Annotated in this window: 18 protein-coding genes; 15 read left to right on the top strand and 3 right to left on the bottom strand. The window is 42.3% G+C overall.

Annotated features, from left to right (window positions below):
• Window positions 1–35 precede the first annotated feature (35 nt).
• Window positions 36–467: a nucleoside-diphosphate kinase gene (locus QZ576_RS01560; RefSeq protein ID WP_297093634.1), complete on the top strand. Its 432-nt coding sequence runs from the start codon at window positions 36–38 to the stop codon at window positions 465–467.
• A 171-nt stretch (window positions 468–638) separates the two neighbouring features.
• On the opposite strand, the gene QZ576_RS01555 is transcribed toward QZ576_RS01560, so the two are convergent.
• From QZ576_RS01555 to QZ576_RS01545, 3 genes are all read right to left on the bottom strand, one after another.
• Window positions 639–1,535 carry a D-hexose-6-phosphate mutarotase gene (locus QZ576_RS01555; protein ID WP_297093633.1) on the bottom strand — a complete coding sequence of 299 codons (897 nt, stop codon included), beginning with the start codon at window positions 1,533–1,535 and terminating at the stop codon, window positions 639–641.
• 165 nt (window positions 1,536–1,700) lie between these two features.
• The gene (locus tag QZ576_RS01550) at window positions 1,701–1,991 is read right to left on the bottom strand and encodes a DUF721 domain-containing protein (protein ID WP_297093632.1); all 291 of its coding nucleotides are present in this window, start codon (window positions 1,989–1,991) and stop codon (window positions 1,701–1,703) included.
• Window positions 1,988–3,094, bottom strand: a complete 1,107-nt coding sequence (locus tag QZ576_RS01545; RefSeq protein ID WP_297093631.1) for a DNA replication/repair protein RecF — start codon at window positions 3,092–3,094, stop codon at window positions 1,988–1,990. The genes QZ576_RS01550 and QZ576_RS01545 overlap by 4 nt, the downstream gene beginning before the upstream one ends.
• 181 nt (window positions 3,095–3,275) lie before the next feature.
• On the opposite strand from QZ576_RS01545, the gene QZ576_RS01540 reads away from it, so the two are divergent.
• From QZ576_RS01540 to QZ576_RS01475, 14 genes are all read left to right on the top strand, one after another.
• Complete coding sequence (locus tag QZ576_RS01540; protein ID WP_297093630.1) at window positions 3,276–3,962, top strand: tetratricopeptide repeat protein; 687 nt, start codon at window positions 3,276–3,278, stop codon at window positions 3,960–3,962.
• A 96-nt stretch (window positions 3,963–4,058) separates the two neighbouring features.
• Window positions 4,059–4,544, top strand: coding sequence for a 6,7-dimethyl-8-ribityllumazine synthase (ribH, locus tag QZ576_RS01535; RefSeq protein ID WP_297093629.1), 486 nt, complete (start codon window positions 4,059–4,061; stop codon window positions 4,542–4,544).
• Between the two features lie 49 nt (window positions 4,545–4,593).
• Entirely contained in the window at window positions 4,594–5,163 is a 570-nt protein-coding gene (locus QZ576_RS01530; protein WP_297093628.1) for an AraC family transcriptional regulator, read from the top strand.
• A gap of 242 nt (window positions 5,164–5,405) precedes the next feature.
• A complete protein-coding gene (locus QZ576_RS01525) occupies window positions 5,406–6,665 on the top strand; it encodes a permease (RefSeq protein WP_297093627.1) in 1,260 nt (419 codons plus the stop codon).
• A gap of 92 nt (window positions 6,666–6,757) precedes the next feature.
• Entirely contained in the window at window positions 6,758–7,129 is a 372-nt protein-coding gene (locus tag QZ576_RS01520) for a hypothetical protein (RefSeq protein WP_297093626.1), read from the top strand.
• Window positions 7,130–7,206: 77 nt separating this feature from the next.
• Complete coding sequence (locus tag QZ576_RS01515; RefSeq protein ID WP_297093625.1) at window positions 7,207–11,055, top strand: efflux RND transporter permease subunit; 3,849 nt, start codon at window positions 7,207–7,209, stop codon at window positions 11,053–11,055.
• Between the two features lie 156 nt (window positions 11,056–11,211).
• Window positions 11,212–12,423: a TolC family protein gene (locus QZ576_RS01510; protein ID WP_297093624.1), complete on the top strand. Its 1,212-nt coding sequence runs from the start codon at window positions 11,212–11,214 to the stop codon at window positions 12,421–12,423.
• A gap of 2 nt (window positions 12,424–12,425) precedes the next feature.
• A complete protein-coding gene (locus QZ576_RS01505; RefSeq protein ID WP_297093623.1) occupies window positions 12,426–14,180 on the top strand; it encodes an efflux RND transporter periplasmic adaptor subunit in 1,755 nt (584 codons plus the stop codon).
• Window positions 14,181–14,213: 33 nt separating this feature from the next.
• On the top strand, window positions 14,214–14,588 hold the full coding sequence (locus QZ576_RS01500) for a heavy-metal-associated domain-containing protein (RefSeq protein WP_297093622.1): 375 nt from the start codon (window positions 14,214–14,216) through the stop codon (window positions 14,586–14,588).
• A gap of 202 nt (window positions 14,589–14,790) precedes the next feature.
• Entirely contained in the window at window positions 14,791–15,180 is a 390-nt protein-coding gene (locus tag QZ576_RS01495) for a DUF302 domain-containing protein (RefSeq protein ID WP_297093621.1), read from the top strand.
• Between the two features lie 85 nt (window positions 15,181–15,265).
• Window positions 15,266–15,703, top strand: coding sequence for a hypothetical protein (locus QZ576_RS01490; RefSeq protein ID WP_297093620.1), 438 nt, complete (start codon window positions 15,266–15,268; stop codon window positions 15,701–15,703).
• Window positions 15,704–15,849: 146 nt separating this feature from the next.
• A complete protein-coding gene (locus QZ576_RS01485) occupies window positions 15,850–17,397 on the top strand; it encodes an efflux RND transporter periplasmic adaptor subunit (RefSeq protein WP_297093619.1) in 1,548 nt (515 codons plus the stop codon).
• Window positions 17,398–17,409: 12 nt separating this feature from the next.
• Window positions 17,410–20,517 (top strand): efflux RND transporter permease subunit, encoded by a 3,108-nt coding sequence (locus QZ576_RS01480; RefSeq protein WP_297093618.1) that lies wholly within the window; start codon window positions 17,410–17,412, stop codon window positions 20,515–20,517.
• 141 nt (window positions 20,518–20,658) lie between these two features.
• Entirely contained in the window at window positions 20,659–21,837 is a 1,179-nt protein-coding gene (locus tag QZ576_RS01475) for a TolC family protein (RefSeq protein ID WP_297093617.1), read from the top strand.
• Window positions 21,838–21,987: the final 150 nt, after the last annotated feature.

Raw genomic sequence — 21,987 nt, 5'->3', positions numbered from 1 at the left:
TTATTATAATTTTAACTAACTCTAACAACATTAACATGGCTGGAAACAGGACTTTTACAATGATTAAGCCCACTGCAATGAGAAAGAATTACGAGGGCGCAATTTTAAAAATGATAAACGATGCCGGTTTTAAAATTCGTGCGATGAAACTTACGCGCATGTCTACAACTCAAGCCGGTGCTTTTTACGAAGTTCACAAAGGAAAACCGTTCTACGACAAGCTGGTGCAGTTTATGAGCTCGGGACCAATTATTGCAGCCATTTTGGAAAAAGAAAATGCCATTGAAGATTTTCGGAAACTGATTGGAGCCACTAATCCGGAGAATGCAGAAGAAGGCACCGTGCGAAAAATGTTTGCATGCAGTGTTACCGAAAATGCCGTTCATGGCGCCGACAGCGATGAAAATGCTACACGCGAAGCCGACTTTTTCTTTTCTACTTTCGAACGTTTTTACGACTACGAATAGAATATTTATGAGAATCAAGGGTTGAAGTTAGATCTCAGCAAAATCCTTGGTTTTACCTCTTATCCTAAAGGATGACCAAGGATTTTCTCTCTTTCATCCTTTAGGATCGAGGTAGAAAAGGAAGAAAATCCAAACTCCCAATACGTATTTTCAACCCTTGATTCTCGTTGTTTATTCAACACTTATTACAGCTGTTGTTTCGTGCGATTCCCCCGGAGCCAGATCGATCTGATCGTTGATCTTGTTCACCGTTTCCAGACACACAAAAGTTTCGTATCCATCGTTTGGCATGTCATCCATTTGAGCACAGGCTTCCGCTCCGGGATTCCATACCGTTGAACATTTACTTCCCTCTTTAACAATTCGGATGCTTCGTTTAAAATACGGATCGTGAATGATACAATCGGCTTTCGTATCGAAATAATGCCTTGTTGTAGCTTCCTTCACTTCCAGCAATTCTTCTTCCTGAACGTAACGATTGCCGTCCAACTGATTTTCGTAGTGCGTATTTTCCAGTCCTGCAATTTTTATGTTCTCGATAGCCGACAAATTGAAGTAAGTGTGCAGTGCCGATGTGTACGAAATTGTTGCCTCAGAAGGATTGCTAACTTTTAAAGTAACCGATAATGAATCACCGATTTCAAAGATCATTTCAGCAATAAACTCATGGGGCCAGTAAGCTTTTGTTTCTTCCGACGATTTTAGCTGCATGGAGACGTAAGTCTCCCCTTTTTCCATTGTATCTACTTCGGTAACTTCCCACATCGATGTTCGTGCAAAACCGTGTTGTGGCAAAGCCGAATCGCTTGCATGCGGGCCAAACCACGGAAAACAAACCGGAATACCACCACGAATTGCTTTGCCTTTTTCGAAAACGCTGTACGGGCTCATCCACAAAACATCGGTGGTTCGCATGGGCCTGAAACTGGTAATTTGCGCGCCGTACAAGCAAATATCAGCCTCAGCATATTTATTTGTTATGGTTATAAAAGGCAGATCGCCGTCGAGTTCCATAAAACCAACTTCACCTTCAACTCCAAATTTTTCGTTTAATTCGTCAATATCCATAGTTTGTTTAGTTATTCCGTTTTAATTAAAACTATCATTTTTTTGTGTCAAATAAGAAAACTTTGAGAACAAGGCTTGCGTTTTTTGAAAATCAAGGAGTTTAATTTCGTAAATGACTGTTTTCAGAAAACGTGTAACGCAGTTATCGATGTTTTCTTATTGGCACTATTTAAATACAATTCGTGTAATCATCTCTTCTCCGGCATTCTCATTTATTCGTCGGCAAATTTCTTCGCGCATTAAAAACAGTTCGTTTTTAACCACTGCAGAAGTTATTTCAACATATAAAATCCGGTTGCGGATGTAAATATTTCGGGTGTAACGCGCAATGGTTTTTCCGAGCAGATTTTCCCAGCCCTGAACAATATCCACTTCTTTCAGCTTCCGCTCCATGCGGTTTTCTTCGATATACTGTTTTAAAACCTCGCTTAACGATTGTGTATTACTTCGTCTCATTGTGCCAGTTCTACTTTTCCGTTTTCTACTTTAAAAATACGATAATCGGCATCCATTTTTTTAATTATAGTGTCGAGATGCTCGCGATTGGTATCTGTCAGAAATATCTGTCCAAACTGTTCGCCCGCCACAGCTGTAACTATTTGCTCCACCCGGTGCTGATCCAGTTTGTCAAAAATATCGTCCAGTAAAAGGATCGGATTTATGCCCGAAATCTCTTTTATAAACTCGAATTGTGCCAGTTTCAATGCTACCAGATAGGTTTTTTTCTGTCCCTGCGAGCCCAGTTTTTTTATCAGGTAATCGCCAATTTTTAACTGCAGATCATCTTTATGAATCCCCACTGTTGTGTATTGCACTACCCGATCTTTTTGCAACGAAGCTTTTAGCAGCGTTTCCAGATTCGAATCATACAAATCCGACTGATGCACCAACTCCACTACTTCGTTTCCGCCCGATATATAATTATAGTAGCGTTGAAAAACCGGAATCAGCTTTTCTACAAATCGTGTCCGTTCCTCGTGAATGCGTGTTCCGTATTCCACCAACTGATCGTCCCAGATTCCCAACAGTTCTTCATCGAAATAACGATCGCTGGCAAATTGTTTCAGCAGGTTATTCCGCTGCATCAGCGCCCGGTTGTATTTCAAAAGATCGTCGAGGTAAGTTTGGTTGTATTGCGAAATTACACCGTCCATAAATTTTCGGCGCTCGTCGCTGCCCCCTAAAATTAGGTTTACATCCGACGGCGTGATCATCACCAAAGGCAACAAACCAATATGTTCCTGCAACTTTTTATAAACCTTTGTATTTCGTTTAAACTGCTTTTTCTGCCCTTTTTGCAGCCCACAATTAATCGTCTCTTTCGATTCCATCCGGCTGTAATTCCCGTTCAGCATAAAAAAACTCTCCTCGTGATTGATATTCAGCTGATCGGTGGCATTAAAAAAACTTTTGCAAAACGACAGGTAATAAATAGCGTCGAGCATGTTGGTTTTCCCGGCACCGTTCTTACCGATAAAACAATTCAGTTTGGGCGAAAATTCAGCCTTAACCTCCAGTATATTTTTAAAATTTACAATTGAAATCTCTTCAATATGCATTAGCTGTTTCTTTGTATTCGTTCGTACAAAACTAAATAAAAACGCTGCACATTTCTGAAATGTTGACAAAAAGGACTTAATAACACAACTATGTTGATTATTCTGGAAAATAAAATAAGCATTGGTTTATCTGTTTTGAAAAAAAAGCTATTTTTGCGGCACAATTTTGAAAAAGAGAGAAATGGCAAAGAAGAATGTAGAGCAAGCCGATAATTTACAGGAACTTGAAAGTGCGTTAACAAAAACGGAACAATTTGTTGAAGATAATTCGAAAATCATCAGCTATGTAGTTGGTGGAATTATTATAGTTGTTGCCGCTTACCTTGGTTTTAACAAGTTTTATGTACAACCAAAAGAAGACGAAGCTGTATCGCAAATGTTTATGGCCGAGAATTATTTCGAAAAAGATTCGTTTAATCTCGCTATCAACGGCGATGGGAACTACTTAGGTTTCCTTGATATTATCGACGATTACGGAATGACAAAATCGGCTAACCGTGCAAAATACTACACTGGTATTTCATATTTGTATATGGGACAGTACGAAGAAGCACTGGATTATTTAAATGATTTTAAAACCGACGATTTATTGCTGGCTCCGGTTGCCGAAGGTGCAAAAGGCGATGCTTACCTTGAATTGGGTGAGACCGACAGCGCGCTGAAACAATACAAAAAAGCTTATTCAGTTACCGATAACGAATTAACAACTCCGGTTTATATGATGAAAGCAGCTAACCTGCTGGAATCGATGGATGAGTTGGAAGATGCACTGGCGTTGTACGAAGATATTAAAGCGGAATATCCGCAATCTTCGGAAGGCACAAATGCCGACCGTTACATTGCCCGCATCAAAACAAAATTGAATTAAAAAGAATTCAAACGATAGTTAAACCCCTCTTCGGAGGGGTTTTTTGTTTGTATAAACATTACTTTTGCTTTATCAGCAATACAAAAAGACAGAATTATGGCAACAAAAGATTTATCAGCATACGATATTAATTCGGTACCATCAGCAGAAAACATGCGTTTTGGCGTGGTAGTGGCCGAATGGAACTGGGAAATTACATCGGCATTAGGAAACGGCGCTGTTGACACCTTAAAAAAACACGGAGCCACTGACGAAAACATTTCGGTAAAATATGTTCCCGGAACTTTTGAGCTTCCTTTGGGCGGACAGTATTTTGCAGAATTGGATAACGTTGATGCTGTTATTCTGTTGGGTTGCGTTATTCAGGGTGACACCCGCCACTTCGACTACATTTGCGAAGGTGTAACTCAGGGCACAAAAGATTTGAACCTGAAATACAACAAACCGTTTGTTTTTGGTGTTTTAACTACCAACAACGAACAACAGGCGCTCGACCGTGCCGGAGGTAAACTGGGCAACAAAGGCGACGAAGCTGCTGTTACTGCCATTAAAATGGTAGCGCTGCAACAATCGTTTAAGTAGTTAAGGGAAACTCCCCTTTCTCATTGTTTGAGCATTTAAATGCAACTTAATGAAACAGGTTCTGCACATAAAAAATATGGTTTGTAACCGCTGTATAAAAGTGGTGAAAGAAGAACTTGAAAAGCTCGACATTCAGATTGAAACGATCGAACTGGGCAAAGTTGGTATTGCTGAAAGTCTGGATAAAGACCAAACCGAAGAAGTGCGCTCAGTTCTGAACGACAATGGTTTTGAGTTGATGGATGATAAAAAAAGCCAGTTGATCGACCGGATAAAAACCATTATCATCGAAAAAACACATTACTCAAACGACGAAAAAGAGCCGGTTAACTTCTCGGAGTTGATTGCCGGAGAAGTTGGTCACGATTATTCGTACTTGAGTAAGTTGTTTTCATCGGTAGAAGGAATAACGATTGAGAAATACATCATCAATCAAAAGATTGAGAAAGTTAAGGAGTTGCTGGTTTACGGCGAGCTTACTTTAAATGAAATATCGTATCAACTGGGCTATAGCAGTGTTCAGCACTTGTCGAACCAGTTTAAAAAGGTTACCGGATTAACGCCTTCACACTTTAAAAAACTGAAGGAAAACAAACGAAAACCGCTTGACGAGGTATAACTTGCTCATTTCAAATAAAGCCTTCATAATTTATTCACTCGACAATTGATTCTCTCTGAGTACCCCATTCCTTAAGGGAGCAGAGACAATCAATTCGCTTCCGCCAACTGGCGGATTGGGTTAAACGAATTGATATTCATTGCTAATCGGATAAAACCCCAAAATATTATAAATCATTTCCAAAATCGTGTAAACAAAATCTCCATTATCCTGCTTTACTTTGTATTGTAAAATTCAATAGAATGCAAGCAGGACAATACATAGTAAAGTTTTTAGGCGATTTCGCTACTATTTTGGGTGAAATGGCACCCTATCTTTTACTGGGATTTTTCTTTGCCGGACTTTTGTATGCGTTTATTCCTCGCGAGAAAATAGACAAGTATTTTAATGGTTCACCATTTCGCTCATCTGTTTTTTCATCATTACTCGGAATACCGCTGCCGTTATGTTCTTGCGGAGTAATTCCTACCGGAGCGGCTTTATATAAAAATGGTGCGTCAAAAGGTGGAACTGTTTCATTCCTGATTTCTACGCCACAAACCGGTGTAGATTCTATTTTGGCAACGTTTTCGCTTATGGGATTACCATTTGCTATTATTCGTCCGATTGCCGCATTAATTACCGGAATTTCAGGAGGTTTAATTACGAGTGTAATCACAAAAAATGAACCGGTGCAGCAGCACGTCGCAGATACTGTCTCAAAACCGAAATCACTTGGACAGAAAATCAAGGATGTTTTTCGTTACGGTTTTGTAGAGTTTATTCAGGATATCTCAAAATGGCTGATTATTGGTCTGGTTTTAGCCGCCATTATTTCAGCTTTGATACCCAACGATTTCTTTGAACTTTTAAACCTGTCGCCAATTTTGCAAATGCTGCTAATTTTGGTGGTTTCGGTTCCGTTGTACATTTGTGCAACCGGCTCAATTCCGCTGGCAGCCATCCTTATTTTAAAGGGTGTAAGTCCGGGAGCAGCTTTTGTTCTGCTTATGGCCGGCCCTGCAACCAATGCAGCTACAATTACTATGATCGGTAAAGTTTTGGGCAAAAAAAGCCTGTTTACCTATCTCGGAACTATTATTATTGGTGCCTTAGGATCGGGATTGATTATTGATTACCTACTGCCCGTACAGTGGTTTACCGAAATTACACAACAACATTTAGGTCACGACCATGGAACTCACCTGAATTGGTGGCAAATTGCTTCCGGAGTTTTACTTCTGGGACTGATCATAAACGGTTACATCCAGCGATACCGGACTCCAAAAGAACAATCTGAAACACAAATAAATTACAATAAAATGAAAGTAGAAACGATTAAAGTTGAAGGAATGACTTGCAACCATTGCAAGGCTAACGTTGAAAACAACCTGCAAAAACTGGCGTTTGTAGACAGCGCAGTAGTAAATCTTGCTGAAAAAACGGTGACTTTAGAGGGCGACAACATCGACCTTGATAAAGTAAAAGAAACTGTTGAATCGATTGGCTACAAAGCTGTATAACCCAAGCATGTTAAAGCTTTGTTAAACGGTTGTCCAAATCGTTTAAACCTTTAGTTTTGTAAAACGTTTATTTAGTGAAGTAGTAATTATTAATGATTAGAAAACTCAGCCATATTATTTTAGCAACCCTTTTGTTGGCCACAACAATGGGATTCGCTGTGAGCAAACATTATTGCCACAGTTCATTGGTTGATGTTTCAATTTTCGCCCAGGCAGATTCATGCTGCGACGATGGCGGATGCTGTACTAACGAAAATCATTTCTACCAGGTTAAAGAAGATTTTTCGGCACCTGTAATTTCTGCAATTCCGGTACTTGCTGAAATTGATGTTATGCATCAAACGCTGCTTGACCCTGATATTCTTATCCCCAACGAATTAACTGAAGAATTCGAATTAACAAATGATCCTCCTCCACCAACGGTGAGGGAATTCCTTGCTGAGGAGCAATTATACCTTTTATGAAATTATTATGATAAATTATCCGATCATGACTGCTCATGATCTCGATTTTCTATTGTATAATTTCATAGCAAAAAGGTATGCTAAATAAAATCATAAAATTTTTCCTTGAAAATAAGCTGGTTACAATACTGGTTTTGATCCTCCTTGTAAGTTGGGGAATAATCACATCACCGTTTGGCTGGGACACAGGAGTGCTGCCAAAAGATCCGGTGCCGGTTGACGCCATTCCCGATATTGGAGAAAACCAGCAAATTGTCTTTACCCAGTGGATGGGACGTTCGCCTCAGGACATTGAGGATCAGATTTCATATCCATTAACAACTTATTTGTTGGGTATTCCGGGTGTTAAATCCATTCGTAGTTCATCCATTTTCGGATTCTCAAGTATTTACATCATTTTTGATGAAGATGTAGAATTCTATTGGTCGCGTTCGCGGATATTGGAAAAGCTGAATTCATTGCCTTCAGGACTTTTGCCTGATGGTGTTCAGCCCGCCCTTGGCCCCGATGCAACAGCGCTCGGGCAGGTTTACTGGTACACCATTGAAGGGCGCGACAAAGATGGTAATCCAACCGGAGGCTGGGATTTACACGAAATCCGAACCGTGCAGGATTTTTTCGTCAAGTATTCGTTGAATGCTGCTGAAGGAGTTTCCGAAGTTGCTTCCATTGGTGGTTTTGTGCAGGAATACCAGATCGATGTAAATCCCGATGCGTTAAAAGCTTACAACATTCCGCTGCACAAAGTTATGCAGGCAGTTCAGAAATCGAACCGCGATGTGGGTGCAAAAACCATTGAAATTAACCAGGCAGAATACCTCGTCCGCGGATTAGGTTACATTAAAAATGTTGAGGACATTGAAAAAGCCGTGGTTGCGGTTCAGGACAATGTGCCGATTCGCGTAAAAGATATTGCAGTTGTTAGTCTCGGACCATCAACGCGACGTGGTGCACTTGATAAAGACGGTGCCGAAGTTGTTGGTGGTGTTGTGGTTGCCCGCTACGGTGCAAATCCGCTGGAGGTAATCAACAATGTAAAAGCAAAAATTGCTGAGATCGCACCCGGTCTTCCTAAAAAGACGTTGGACAATGGAGTGGAAAGCCAGCTAACCATCGTTCCGTTTTACGATCGTTCAACGTTGATTCATGAAACGCTGGGAACGCTGGAAGAAGCGCTGTCACTCGAAATTCTGATTGCCATTTTAGTGGTAATTGTTATGGTGCTGAACCTGCGGGCTTCGTTCCTGATTTCGAGTTTGCTGCCGATTGCGGTACTTATGGTTTTTATTGCCATGCGCTACTTTGGTGTTGATGCCAACATTGTGGCACTTTCGGGTATTGCCATCGCCATCGGAACCATGGTTGATTTGGGTATTATCCTCTCCGAGAACATTATAAAACACATTGAAGAAGCGCCACCCGGACAAAAACTGATTACAACCGTTTATGACGGTGCGGCCGAGGTTAGTTCGGCCATTTTAACAGCTGTTTCTACAACCATTGTAAGTTTTATTCCGGTATTTACCATGCAGGCTGCAGAAGGAAAACTTTTTGGGCCATTAGCATTTACCAAAACATTTGCATTGGTAGCAGCGCTAATTGTCTCACTGATATTTCTACCGGCATTTGCGCACTGGGTATTTGGCGCAAAAATCAAGAAGAAAAATATTGTACGCTGGCTGAACATTGCCATTATTCCCGCAGGTATTATTGCTATTGTTGCCGGGTATTTATGGGCCGGAGCCATCCTTATCGCCTTTGGTATTTCAGGATTACTCAACCAGGTTTACGGTGAAAAAGCGGTGATTACGACAGAGGATTCCACATTCGTAGCTTCCTTGAAAAAATTTGGTCTGCTTGTTCTGAAACACGCCAGTATCATTATTTCGGTAGTTGCCGTTGTTTGGTTGTTGGCTAAATACTGGCTGCCGCTCGGCGCTTCAAGAACGATCGTAACCAACTTCATTTTTGTCGGCCTGCTGGTCGGAATAATTTTGGGAGCCTTTCTGCTTCTCGAACATTTCTACAAACGCATTTTAAGCTGGTGTCTGGATCATAAAGTGGCATTTTTACTTATTCCATCGTTCCTAATCCTTGTCGGAATCACTTCATGGATGGGTTTTAACAACCTGTTTGGCTTCGTTCCGAAAGGTTTTGACAAAGAAGGTTGGAACGTACGAACTACTAAAGTTTGGTCCACGCTGGCACATTCTTTCCCCGGAATTGGCAAAGAATTTATGCCGTCGCTGGATGAAGGAAGCTTTTTGCTGATGCCAACATCGATGCCCCACTCCGGTATGGCCTACAACCAAAAAGTGGTTGGTCAGCTCGATATGTTGCTAACCAACATCCCTGAGGTCGATCTGTCGGTCGGGAAAATGGGACGTGTTGAATCAGCACTCGACCCGGCACCGATTTCGATGTATGAAAACGTGATCAACTACAAACCGGAATACATGTTGAATGAAAAAGGTCACCGTGTACGATTTAAAGTAGATAAAGAAGATCGTTTTGTATTGACGAACGGTGAGAAACTCAACAACGAAGAGGCATTGCAACGTGGAATTACCCGGGAAGATCTGATCCCGGATGATAAGGGAAATTTCTATCGCAACTGGCGCGATAAAATAAAATCGCCCGACGATATCTGGACCGAAATTGTAAACGCAACAAAAATTCCGGGCGTAACGTCGGCGCCAAAACTGCAGCCGATCGAAACACGCTTGGTGATGTTACAAACCGGAATGCGCGCCCCAATGGGAATTAAAGTTTACGGACCGGATCTGAATACCATTGAAAATTTTGGAATTCAACTGGAAGATATCCTGAAAACGGTTCCTTCGGTTAAAGCACAGGCTGTTTTTGCCGACCGGATCGTGGGAAAACCCTACTTACTTTTTGATATCGACCGGGATAAAATATCACGCTACGGCTTGAATGTGGAGGATGTTCAGCAAACCATTGAAACGGCTGTTGGCGGAATGAAAATTACGTCCACCGTTGAAGGACGCGAACGTTTTCCGGTGAGAGTACGTTACCCCCGGGAATTACGCGATGATCCGGAATCGCTGGGAAAAATCCTGATGAAAACACCAACCGGAGCACAAATTCCGCTGAGCCAATTGGTACATATCCGATACCAGCGCGGTCCACAAGCAATTAAAAGTGAAGAAACGTTCCTGGTAGGTTACGTGCTTTTCGATAAAAACGAAGGGTTCTCGGAAGTTACCGTGGTAAACGATGCACAGAAAGTGATACAGGACAAAATTGATTCGGGAGAATTGACAGTTCCGGCCGGGATTACCTACAAATTCTCGGGAAGCTACGAGAACCAAATCCGTGCTGAAAAAAGGCTGTCGATCATTGTACCGATTGTACTGGTCATCGTTTTTCTGATTTTGTACTTCCAGTTTAAATCGGTCTCCACATCTCTGATGGTTTTCTCGGGAATTGCCATGGCATTCAGCGGAGGATTTCTGATGATCTGGCTTTACGGACAAGGCTGGTTTATGGACTTTTCGGTGTTTGGCACCAATTTCCGCGATCTCTTCCAGATGCACACCATTAACCTGAGTGTGGCGGTGTGGGTAGGATTTATTGCGCTGTTCGGTATTGCTACCGACGACGGCGTGTTGATCGCCACTTACCTCGATCAGAGTTTCGAACGCAACCGTCCGCAAAATCTGAAAGAAGTGAGAGCTGCTGTAGTTGAGGCCGGTTTACGAAGAATTCGCCCGGCACTGATGACAGTAGGAACCACCATGATTGCACTGCTGCCGGTACTTACTTCTACCGGACGTGGTTCCGATATAATGATCCCGATGGCAATCCCGTCGTTTGGGGGAATGGCCGTGGCACTCATCAGCATTTTTGTTGTGCCGGTATTGTACAGCTTCAGGGAAGAACGAAAAATTAAAAAACAGTAAGTCATGCGAAGAAAAAGTATAATAAATACCAATTGGCGAATAAATTCTTCAGCGATTCAGCGTTCAGACTTCGACTTCGCTCAGTCTGACAGTCACAGTGAGCGTAGTAGAACTGTGTTCAAGTTTAGAATAAGTAATTTTCTCCATTCTACTGCTGTGATCTTATTATTGACGTTGTCCTTCGCGGCAAACGCTCAAACGCTGGAAGATTATTTCCAAATCGCTGCCGAAAATAATCCGGGACTGCAAGCTCAATACAAAGACTTTGAGGCTGCGCTGCAAAAAGTACCGCAGGTAAGTTCCTTGCCCGATCCTACGTTTTCTTTCGGTTATTTTATTTCGCCTGTAGAAACACGTGTGGGACCGCAACGCGCCAAGTTTTCGTTGAGCCAGATGTTCCCGTGGTTTGGAACTTTGGAAGCTCAGTCTGATGCTGCTTCGTTAATGGCCGATGCCAAATACCAGGCATTTCTTGATGCACGCAACCGACTTTATTACAGCGTTTCGGAGGCGTATTATCCGTTAATTGAGTTGAACCGGCTAAAAGCAATTGAGCAGGAAAATATCGAAATCCTACAATCGTATAAAACCATTGCCAACTCCAAATTCAAAAACGGTGTTTCGCCAATGACCGATGTTTTGCGGGTTGATATTATGCTGAAAGATGCACAAACCAATCTTAGTATTCTGACTAAAAAGGAAAAGCCATTGCTGGTTACCTTCAACAACTTGCTCAACAGAGAAGAGAATGAAGCTGTACTTGTTCAGGATTCATTAGTAGTAGAATCGTTGCCTGAAAATTTCAGGAGAGATTCTTTGCTGACCAACAATCCGATGCTCGACGCAATCGATCTGAAACAACAAGCCAGTGAAAAAAGTGAGCTGGCTGCGCAAAGACAAGGCTTACCGAAAATGGGTGTTGGGCTTGATTATGCAATCGTTGGAAAACGCACGGATATGGAAGTGGAAGACAACGGGAAGAACATATTCATGCCTATGGTTTCGGTTAGCATTCCAATTTTCAGAAAAAAATACCGGGCAGCCGAAAAAGAGGCGCAACTGATGCAGGAAAAATATTCCTACCAAAAAGAGGAAACCATCAATTCGCTTACCTCAGGATATGAATCTATTTGGTTTCAAATTCAACAGCAAAAAGATTTAATCGATTTGTATGACGAGCAAATTCTTGAATCCAATCAAACGCTGAACTTGTTGTTTAGCGCCTATGGAAATTCGGGAAAAGATTTCGAAGAGGTACTTCGTATGCAGCAGCAACTGCTTAAATACGAAAAAATGAAGGCCATGGCAGAAACGCAATATCAAACCGCTTTGGCAAAACTAAATTACATCACGGCAAAAACATATTAACGATGAATACGAACAGAAAAACAATACTAATAGTGCTGTCAACACTGGCAATTGGCTTGTTGCTGGGATGGTTGATATTTGGAGGCTCAGAGGCAAAAGTTACCGAAGAACACCAGCATGAACACAGTGCCGAAGAAGCGGCCGGAGAAACAATCTGGACCTGCTCGATGCACCCGCAGATTCGACAGCACGAACCCGGCGACTGCCCCATTTGCGGAATGGATTTAATTCCGCTGGAAGAAGAACAGAATGGTAAAATTGATCTGAATGCAGTGAGTATGTCGGCCACAGCAATGCAGTTAGCCAATATTCAAACAGCCATTGTTGGCGCTGCAGAACCGCTAAAAGTGGTACGGCTCGATGGAAAAGTTCAGGAAGATGAACGGCTGATTTTTTCACAATCGTCGCATATTCCCGGCAGGATCGAAGATTTGTTGGTGAATTTTACCGGCGACTATGTGAAAAAAGGACAGGTGATCGCTTCGGTTTATTCGCCCGATTTGGTAACCGCTCAGGAAGAGTTGTTTGAAGCACAAAAGATTAAAGAATCGCAACCACAGCTTTTCGCAGCTGCCAAAGAAAAACTAAAAAACTGGAAACTCACCGACGAACAGATCAACCAGGTTTTAGCGTCAGGAACAGCGCAGCAGACATTCGATGTAAGGGCTGAAGTTTCGGGTTATGTAACGCAGAAAAAGGTGAATACCGGCGATTATGTGCGCAGAGGGCAAACGATATACGAGATTGCTGATCTATCAAGAATCTGGGTGCTTTTCGATGTGTATGAATCGGACTTGCCATGGATTAAAAAAGGCGATAAGGTGACTTATAACATTGAGTCGTTACCCGGCGAAACATTTGAAGGAACGATCGAATACCTCGATCCGGTTATCAATCCGAAAACAAGAGTTGCCAAGGCGCGGGTTGTTCAATCCAACAAAGGATTAAAGCTGAAACCAGAAATGTTTGTATCGGGAAAAGTGGAGGCAAAACTGCCACAAACCGATGCAGTTGTGGTGCCTAAAACCGCTGTTATGTGGACCGGCGAACGTTCGGTAGTGTACGTGAAATCAGAAACCGAACAGGGTGTATATTTTAACATGCGCGAGGTGGATCTTGGCCCGGCCCTTGGCGAAAGTTACGTTATTGAAAATGGTCTTCAAAAAGGCGAAGAAATTGCGGTAAACGGCACTTTTAGTATTGATGCGGCAGCACAGCTTGCCGGCAAACCGAGCATGATGAGCCCAGCTTCAGAAAAGAGTGAGGGCTTCACTCAAAGTAAAACCCTCACTACTACTCCAAAGGAAGTTGATCCAACATTTGTAAAACAGCTTACCGCATTTTACGAAGCTTACCTGAAAATGAACGAGGCTTTTATCGCAACAGATGCAGCCAAAGTAAGTGCGGAAGCAAAGAACACATCTGCAGCTCTTGCAAACGTTCAAATGGAATTACTAAAAGGCGATACACACATGGCGTGGATGGATCAGCTAAATATTCTAAAACCATCGTTACAAAAAATTGGCAACAGCACCAACATCGATGAGCAAAGATTAGAATACGCCACATTTAACCCGGTGTTCTACCAAAGCCTGAAGATGTTCGGGCTGGATAACGAAACAGCTTATTACCAGTTCTGCCCCATGGCCAACAACGACCAGGGAGCTTTCTGGTTAAGCGAGACAAAAGAGATCCGAAATCCCTATTTCGGAGATATGATGCTGAGTTGCGGGGAAACCCAAGACACGATAAAATGAAATTCAATTTATTAACCATTAAAATTTAATACGATGAAAACAAAAGTTTTAAGTTTAGTAGCCCTATTTATGATGGGTGCATTTACCGTTTTTGCAGGAAATAAAACGGAGAAAATTAAAGTGTACGGAAACTGTGGAATGTGCGAAAACCGCATCGAAAAAGCTGTTAAAGCAGTTGATGGTGTTTCGAAAGCAGACTGGGACAAAGAAACCAAAATGCTGGAAGTTACTTTCGACGATGCAAAAACCGACATTCACAAAGTACACATGTCTGTTGCAGCTGTTGGGCACGACACCGATATGCACAAAGCCAAAGACGAAGTTTACGACAAACTTCCAGGCTGTTGTAAATACGACCGCACTGCAGAATCCAAAATGGAAGAAGGACACGAAGGACATATGCATTAATTTTTTATTGAACTAAAAAGCGAGGGTTTCATAAGTTTGTGAAACCCTTTTTTTGTGGTCTGACTTCACAGGTTGTAGTAGAATTTCTACAAACAAATGTCAACTATTTAGCGACATGCCTCGTAAACAATACGCTTAGCAAACCTGTTAAAAATGGCATGGTTTTATAAGCCTATTAAGCAACACTTTAAGATTTATTATTATGAAGTACTATATTGAAACAACCATTGAAACGGACTTTGATTCAGCAGTAGAAAAGGTAAAAGAAGAACTTAAAAAAGAGGGATTTGGAGTATTATCAGAAATTGATATCCACGAAAAACTAAAAGAAAAACTGGATGTTGATTTCAAAAAATACAAAATACTTGGCGCCTGTAATCCACCAAAAGCTTTTGAGGTACTGAAAGCCGAAGAACACATTGGCTTAATGCTTCCTTGTAATGTTGTAGTGCAGGAATCATCGCATTCCAACAAGATCAATGTATCTGCTATCGACCCGGTTGCCTCGATGATGGCGGTTAACAATGCTGCTATAGAACCAATTGCTCATGAAATAAAAGATAAACTTACAAAAGTTATCAGGCAACTGTAATTTTTGCAAAAGTTGAACAAAAGCCCCCATTCTGCAACTTTTTATTATTTTTGCTTTCCTCGGAAGAGAACTGAACGATTAGAGCTTGAAGAAAACTATAAATCATATCGGAAGTTTTTTACTGATTCTTGCAGGAGCAATCATACTGTCGCATGCGTTTATTCCGCATCATTTGCACAACGGGCAGGCAGTTATCGAAACATCCGAATGTCAGTGTTTTTATCACCATCACGAGACATCAGCTCAAACGGCAAGTTGTACGCACGACCACTCTGAAAGTGAATCGACCGACTGCGCACTTCACAACCTGCTGGTACTTCCGGGAAAGCAAATCAGAGCCGACCAGCCACTAATTATTACCACGCTGCAAGACTCCTACTGCTCGTTGCTAATTACCGGCTTGTTTAATGCCGATTTAAAGATAACCGAAAGCAACTGGCAGTATCACATCGACGGAACCATTCCCCTACCCACAAACATTTACACTTCCACAAAAGGGCTTCGCGCACCTCCTGTAGTTTAATTTTCCCGCCCCAACACTTTTCAGATTCGATTGAATCGAAATCCAATTATTATTTGGAAAATTAAATAGCATTAATAATGAAACGAGTCCCGAAAAATCTGGACGAGTTCCATCTTATTCCATAGAAAACAAATAATTTTAATAAGATGAAATTGAAATATTTATGGGTGGCCACAATAGCTTTTCTGTTGTTTTCATGCCATCAAAACTCAACCCATAATAGCGAAGCTGAACATGATCACGAACATGAAGCTGAAGCGACCGAAAGTGAACACGAACACGAGAAAATACAGTACACCGCGTACAGCAGCGATTTTGAATTGTTTGCCGAAGCCGACGGAATGGTAAGCGGCGAGCACGCTGATGTACTGGCACATTTCACATCGCTTGAGGATTTTAAGCCGCTCGATGAATCGGCGAAAATTACGGCCAAACTTATTGTAAACGGAAAAACCATTAGCAAAACACTGGATGAGCCTGTTAAAAAAGGAATCTACAGTTTTGAATTGGAACCGGGTACAACAGGCGAAGGAAGTTTACATTTTGTGATTGAAACCGGAGGCAATCATTATGAAATAGCCATCGACGATGTAGACGTTTTTGCCAGTGATGAAGAACTGGAAGCACATCACGATCACGGAGATGAACCATCTGCAGTAAACGCTACTGTTTTTACAAAAGCACAGTCGTGGAAAATTGATTTTGCCACTGCTTTACCACAGCAACAGGAATTTGGGCCGGCAATTAAAACAGTGGCAAAAATTGAACCTGCACGTGGCGAAGAAGAGATTATTGCGGCAAAAGCTTCGGGATTGGTAATCTTCTCGAACAACAATTTGGTTGAAGGAAAACAAGTAGCCAACGGCGAAAAACTGTTTACGATTTCTTCCAGCGAAATGGCGGAGAACAACTTTGCCGTTCAACTGGCAGAAGCCAAAAGCAATTTCGAAACCAGTAAAGCGAATTTTGAGCGAAAATCAGAACTGGTAAAAGATCTTCTGGTGTCGGAACAGGAATTGTTGAATGCAAAGAATACCTACGAAACCAGTAAAGCCGTTTACGAAAATCTATCGAAGAACTTCAATGAATCCGGTCAAATGGTGAAAAGTAAAATGAGTGGTTTTGTAAAACAGATCTTTGTCAGCAACGGGCAATATGTGGCTGCCGGCCAACCTTTGGTGAGCATCACGCAAAACAACAAACTGCTGCTTACCGCGCAGGTACAACAGAAATATCTTTCGTATTTGCCATCGATAAATACGGCAAACATCACAACCATGCACGACAATAAAACTTTTACGTTGGAAGAGCTGAATGGCAAAATTCTTTCGTATGGTAAGTCGGCAAGTGATGATTCGTACCTGTTTCCGGTGAGTCTTGAAATAGCAAATCATGCAGGTTTTGCTCCGGGAACTTTTGTTGAAGTATTTCTAAAAACAATGACGAATTCACAAGCGATTACAGTTCCGAACAGTGCGTTGCTGGAAGAACAAGGCATTTACTATGTTTTTGTGCAGGCAACACCCGAAATGTTCGAAAAACGCGAGGTAAAAATTGGCGGAACGGATGGTTTACAAACCGAAGTGGTTTCTGGATTAAGCGCCGATGAGCGAATTGTAACACAAGGTGCAATGCAGGTAAAACTGGCAAAATCAACCGGAGCTCTGGATCCGCATGCCGGGCATGTTCACTAAAAGACAGACACTATGATTAACAACATTATAAAGTTCTCGCTGAACAACAAATACCTGATTATTTTGTGTTCGGTGGTGCTGGTGGTGTTTGGGATATACACGGCAAAAAACATGGATATCGACGTGTTTCCCGACCTTACAGCGCCTACCGTAATTGTAATGACCGATGCACACGGCATGGCTCCCGAAGAGGTGGAGCGCCTGGTTACCTACCCTATTGAAACGGCGGTAAATGGTGCAATGGGTGTACGGCGGGTGCGTTCATCATCTGGACTGGGCTTTTCATTTGTATGGGTCGATTTCGATTGGGGAACCGACGTTTACAAAGCACGCCAGGTAGTAAGTGAAAAATTGATTACCGTGCAGGAAGCAATGCCCGAAAATGTGGGTGAACCAATTCTGGCACCACAGTCGAGCGTAATGGGCGAAATATTTTTTATGAGCCTGCAAGCCGACTCTACTGACCTGATGACGCTGCGTTCAATCGCGGAATGGGATATTCAACCGGTGATTCTGGCAACAGGCGGCGTCTCGCAGGTTACCATTATTGGCGGCGATTATAAACAGTACCAGGTGCTGGCCGATCCGTTAAAAATGAATTTTTACGGCGTCTCTATCAACGAGCTGGCCAATGCGTGCCGTGAAATGAGCCAGAATTCAACGGGTAAAATCGTTCGCGAACATGGCAATGAATATGTGGTTCGCGGTGTTGCCCGTACCTCAAATCCCGAAGAACTGGGAAACACTTTCGTAAAAACGGTAAATGGCAAACCAATTCGGGTAAACGATGTTGCCGAAGTGAAAATTGGCAGTGCCGTAAAAATGGGTTACGCTTCACACAATGCGAAAAAGTCGATTATAATTTCGGTTTCGAAACAACCAAAAACCAATACGCTTGACGTTACTGAGAACATCGAACAAAAGCTGGAAGCAATGAAAGCTACGCTGCCGCCCGATGTAACTATTAATACTAAAATATTCCGGCAGGCCGATTTTATCGAGACCTCGGTAAATAACGTGCAACGTGCGCTGTTGGAAGGTGCAGTTTTGGTTATCGTTATTCTGTTTTTGTTTTTAGGAAGTTTCAGAACGACGGTGATTTCGCTGCTTGCCATTCCGATTTCTTTGCTGGGATCGGTAATTGTATTGAATATTTTCGGTCTGAATATCAACACCATGAGTTTAGGTGGAATGACCATCGCCATTGGCTCCCTGGTTGACGATGCGATTATCGATGTGGAGAACGTATACAAACGTCTCCGGCAGAATTTCCAGCTACCAAAAGGTGAACGACAAAGCGCGTTCGCAGTGGTTTACGAGGCCTCAAAAGAAATCAGGGCGTCTATTTTAAATGCAACACTGATCATCATTGTTGCTTTTATGCCGCTCTTTTTCCTTTCGGGAATGGAAGGCCGCATGCTAAAACCACTCGGTATTGCCTACATTGTTTCCTTGTTTATGTCGCTGATCGTGGCCATGACGTTGACTCCGTTACTTTCGAAAATGATGTTGTCGAGCGACAACTATTTATTACGAAAATCAAAAGAAAGCTGGCTGGCACGAAATCTTACTGTGGGTTATGAGCGTTCACTGATTTGGGTGCTGAACCACAAAAAAGTAGTGGTATTCCCAATTCTTGGTTTGTTTGTGGTTTCACTGTTTATTTTCTCAGGTTTCGGACGTAGTTTCCTACCCGAATTTAACGAAGGAGCATTAACGCTCTCGGTAATCACGCAACCCGGAACATCACTGCACGAAAGCGACAAACTGGGCGAGCTGGTTGAAACTGAGATGCTGTCAATTCCCGAAGTTAACAGCACTGCCCGACGTACCGGACGTGGCGAACTGGACACGCACTCGCAAAGCACCAACAGTGCCGAAATTGATGTGAATTTTACGCTTAACGACCGCGAACTTGAAACATTTTTACACGATGTGCGCAGCAAACTTTCAGGAATTCCTGGAATTGCATTTACCGTTGGTCAGCCTTTGGGGCACCGCATCGACCACATGCTTTCCGGAACGCGTGCGAACATCGCCATTAAACTGTTTGGCTCCGATTTAAACCGGATGTTCCAAATGGGCAATGAAATTAAGTCACACATTGTTGACATCGACGGGCTGGTAGACGTAAACGTTGAACAGCAAGTTGAAATTCCGCAAATCCAGATTCGTCCCAATCGTGATATGCTGGCCTTTTATGGCATTTCAATTCACGAATTCAACGAATTTGTAGACATCGCACTTGGCGGTGAAAAAATGGCCGACATTTACGAAGGACAACAAACATACGATTTGCTGCTGCGTTACAAAACAGATTACACCGACCAGCTGGAAGGCATAAAAAATGCGCTGATCGACACGTACGACGGGAAAAAAGTACCAATAAGTGAAGTGGCAGAAGTCGTTTCTGCAAGCGGACCAAATTCCATAAGTCGTGAAAATGTAAAACGTAAACTGGTGGTTTCGGCAAACGTTGCCGGTCGTGATTTGCACAGCGTTGTAGAAGAGATAAAACAAAGCGTAAACGAAAATATCGACTTACCTGAAGGCTACCGCGTTGAATACGGCGGACAATTTGAAAGCGAAGAAAAAGCTTCGCGGATGTTGCTCCTAACATCGATTGCTGCGCTTTTTGTGATCTTCCTGCTTTTATTCCAGGAATTCAAAAACTTCAAACTGGCAGGTATCATTTTACTGAACTTACCACTGGCACTGATCGGAGGTATTTTTGCCATCATGCTAACATCGGGGATGTTGAGTATTCCTGCAATTATTGGTTTTATCACACTTTTTGGTATCGCTACCCGAAACGGAATTCTGTTGGTGTCGCGTTATCAAAGTCTGGAGCAACAGGGCGAAAAATTGTACGACACCCTGGTACATGGCTCAAAGGACCGTTTGTTACCCATTTTAATGACGGCGTTAACGGCAGCTCTTGCCCTGATTCCGCTGGCAGCCAATGGCGACTTGCCGGGTAACGAAATTCAAAGCCCGATGGCACAGGTAATTCTGGGAGGTTTGCTCACATCAACCATCCTGAATATTTATGTGGTGCCAATCGTTTACTATGCCTTAAGCAAAAATGGAAACTCAAAAAAGAAAGATAATGTCCACTAATTACTCGAATTGTACGAAGACTAAAATCACCCCCAGCCCCTAAAGGGGAGCCGAAAAAGTCCCCTTTAGGGGATTTAGGGGTAATTGAAACAAATGGTTTTTTTATTAAACGTGTAATTTTTGGATAAAAAATAGTATAAAATGAAACAACTGATATTCACAATTATATCGATTCTGACTCTTAGTCAATTTGTTTCGGCGCAAAACAGCATCGAAACATTGCTGACGGAGATTGAGAATAATAACACTACCCTTTCGGCGCTCCGAAAAACTATTGACGCTGAAAAAATGGGAAATAAAACAGGTATTCAACTGCAAAATCCTGAAGTGGAATTTCATTATTTGTGGGGCGATCCGTCGGCCATTGGAAACCGCACCGATATCAGCGTTCAGCAGTCGTTTGATTTTCCGTCGGCTTATGCCTACCGCAACCAGATTGCGGACATGAAAAATGAACAGGCCGAGCTGGAATACAAAAAGCAGAAGATGGATATTTTCCTTCAGGTGCGACTGATTTGCTCTGAACTCACCTATCAGAATGCGCTGCAGGAAGAATACCAAAATCGACAGGAAAATGCCAGCCAGATTGCAAAGTCGGTTGAAACAAAACTGAATGCCGGAGAAGCCAACATTCTGGATCAAAACAAAGCAAAAGTGACGCTTTTGAATACAGAAGCTGAACTTCGTCATATTGAAATTCAACGACAAACGCTGCTGCAACAGCTGGCTACATTGAATGGTGGTAAGGCTGTAGAATTTAAAGAGACGACTTTTCAAACCGTTCCGATCGATAACGATTTTGAGCAGTGGGCATCACAAGCTGCTGTTAACAATCCGGTGCTGGCCTGGCTAGAACAGGAAATTGCCATTTCCGACAAAAACACGCAATTACAAAAGGCGCAAAGTCTACCCAAACTAAATGCGGGTTATATGAGCGAAAAAGTAGTTGGAGAGCATTTTCAGGGAGTTACAGTGGGCGTATCAATACCCTTGTTTGAAAATAAGAATACGGTGAAATATGCGCAGTTAAAAAACGAGGCTGCCCAACATCGTGAAACCGATGAAAAGCTGCGTTTTTACAACGAAATGAAAACTTTACATGCCAAAGCCATCGCCATTCAGCAAAACATCACTCAATTTCGTGAGCAACTATCGTTGCAAAGCGATTTGGAATTGTTGCGTAAAGCACTGGATAAAGGCTCGATTTCGCTTACCGAGTATTTATTTGAACTGACGGTTTATTACGACAGCCTGGAAAAATTGCTCGATATGGAAAGAGAATTAAGCATTACCACGGCACAATTACTGATTTACAGTTAATAACCATTTTATAAGGATGTCATCTTTTTAACAAGGTGACATCCTATTCCTATTTCCCCCCAAATACGAACTTCTCGCCTACTTCAACAGACTTACAACCTCAACCCAAATCCGGTTAACATTGAAATAATGTTCACTATCAGCCCTTAA

The sequence above is a fragment of the uncultured Draconibacterium sp. genome, from assembly GCF_913060805.1.
GTDB lineage: Bacteria > Bacteroidota > Bacteroidia > Bacteroidales > Prolixibacteraceae > Draconibacterium.
This window is presented reverse-complemented; position numbering and strand designations above follow the sequence as displayed.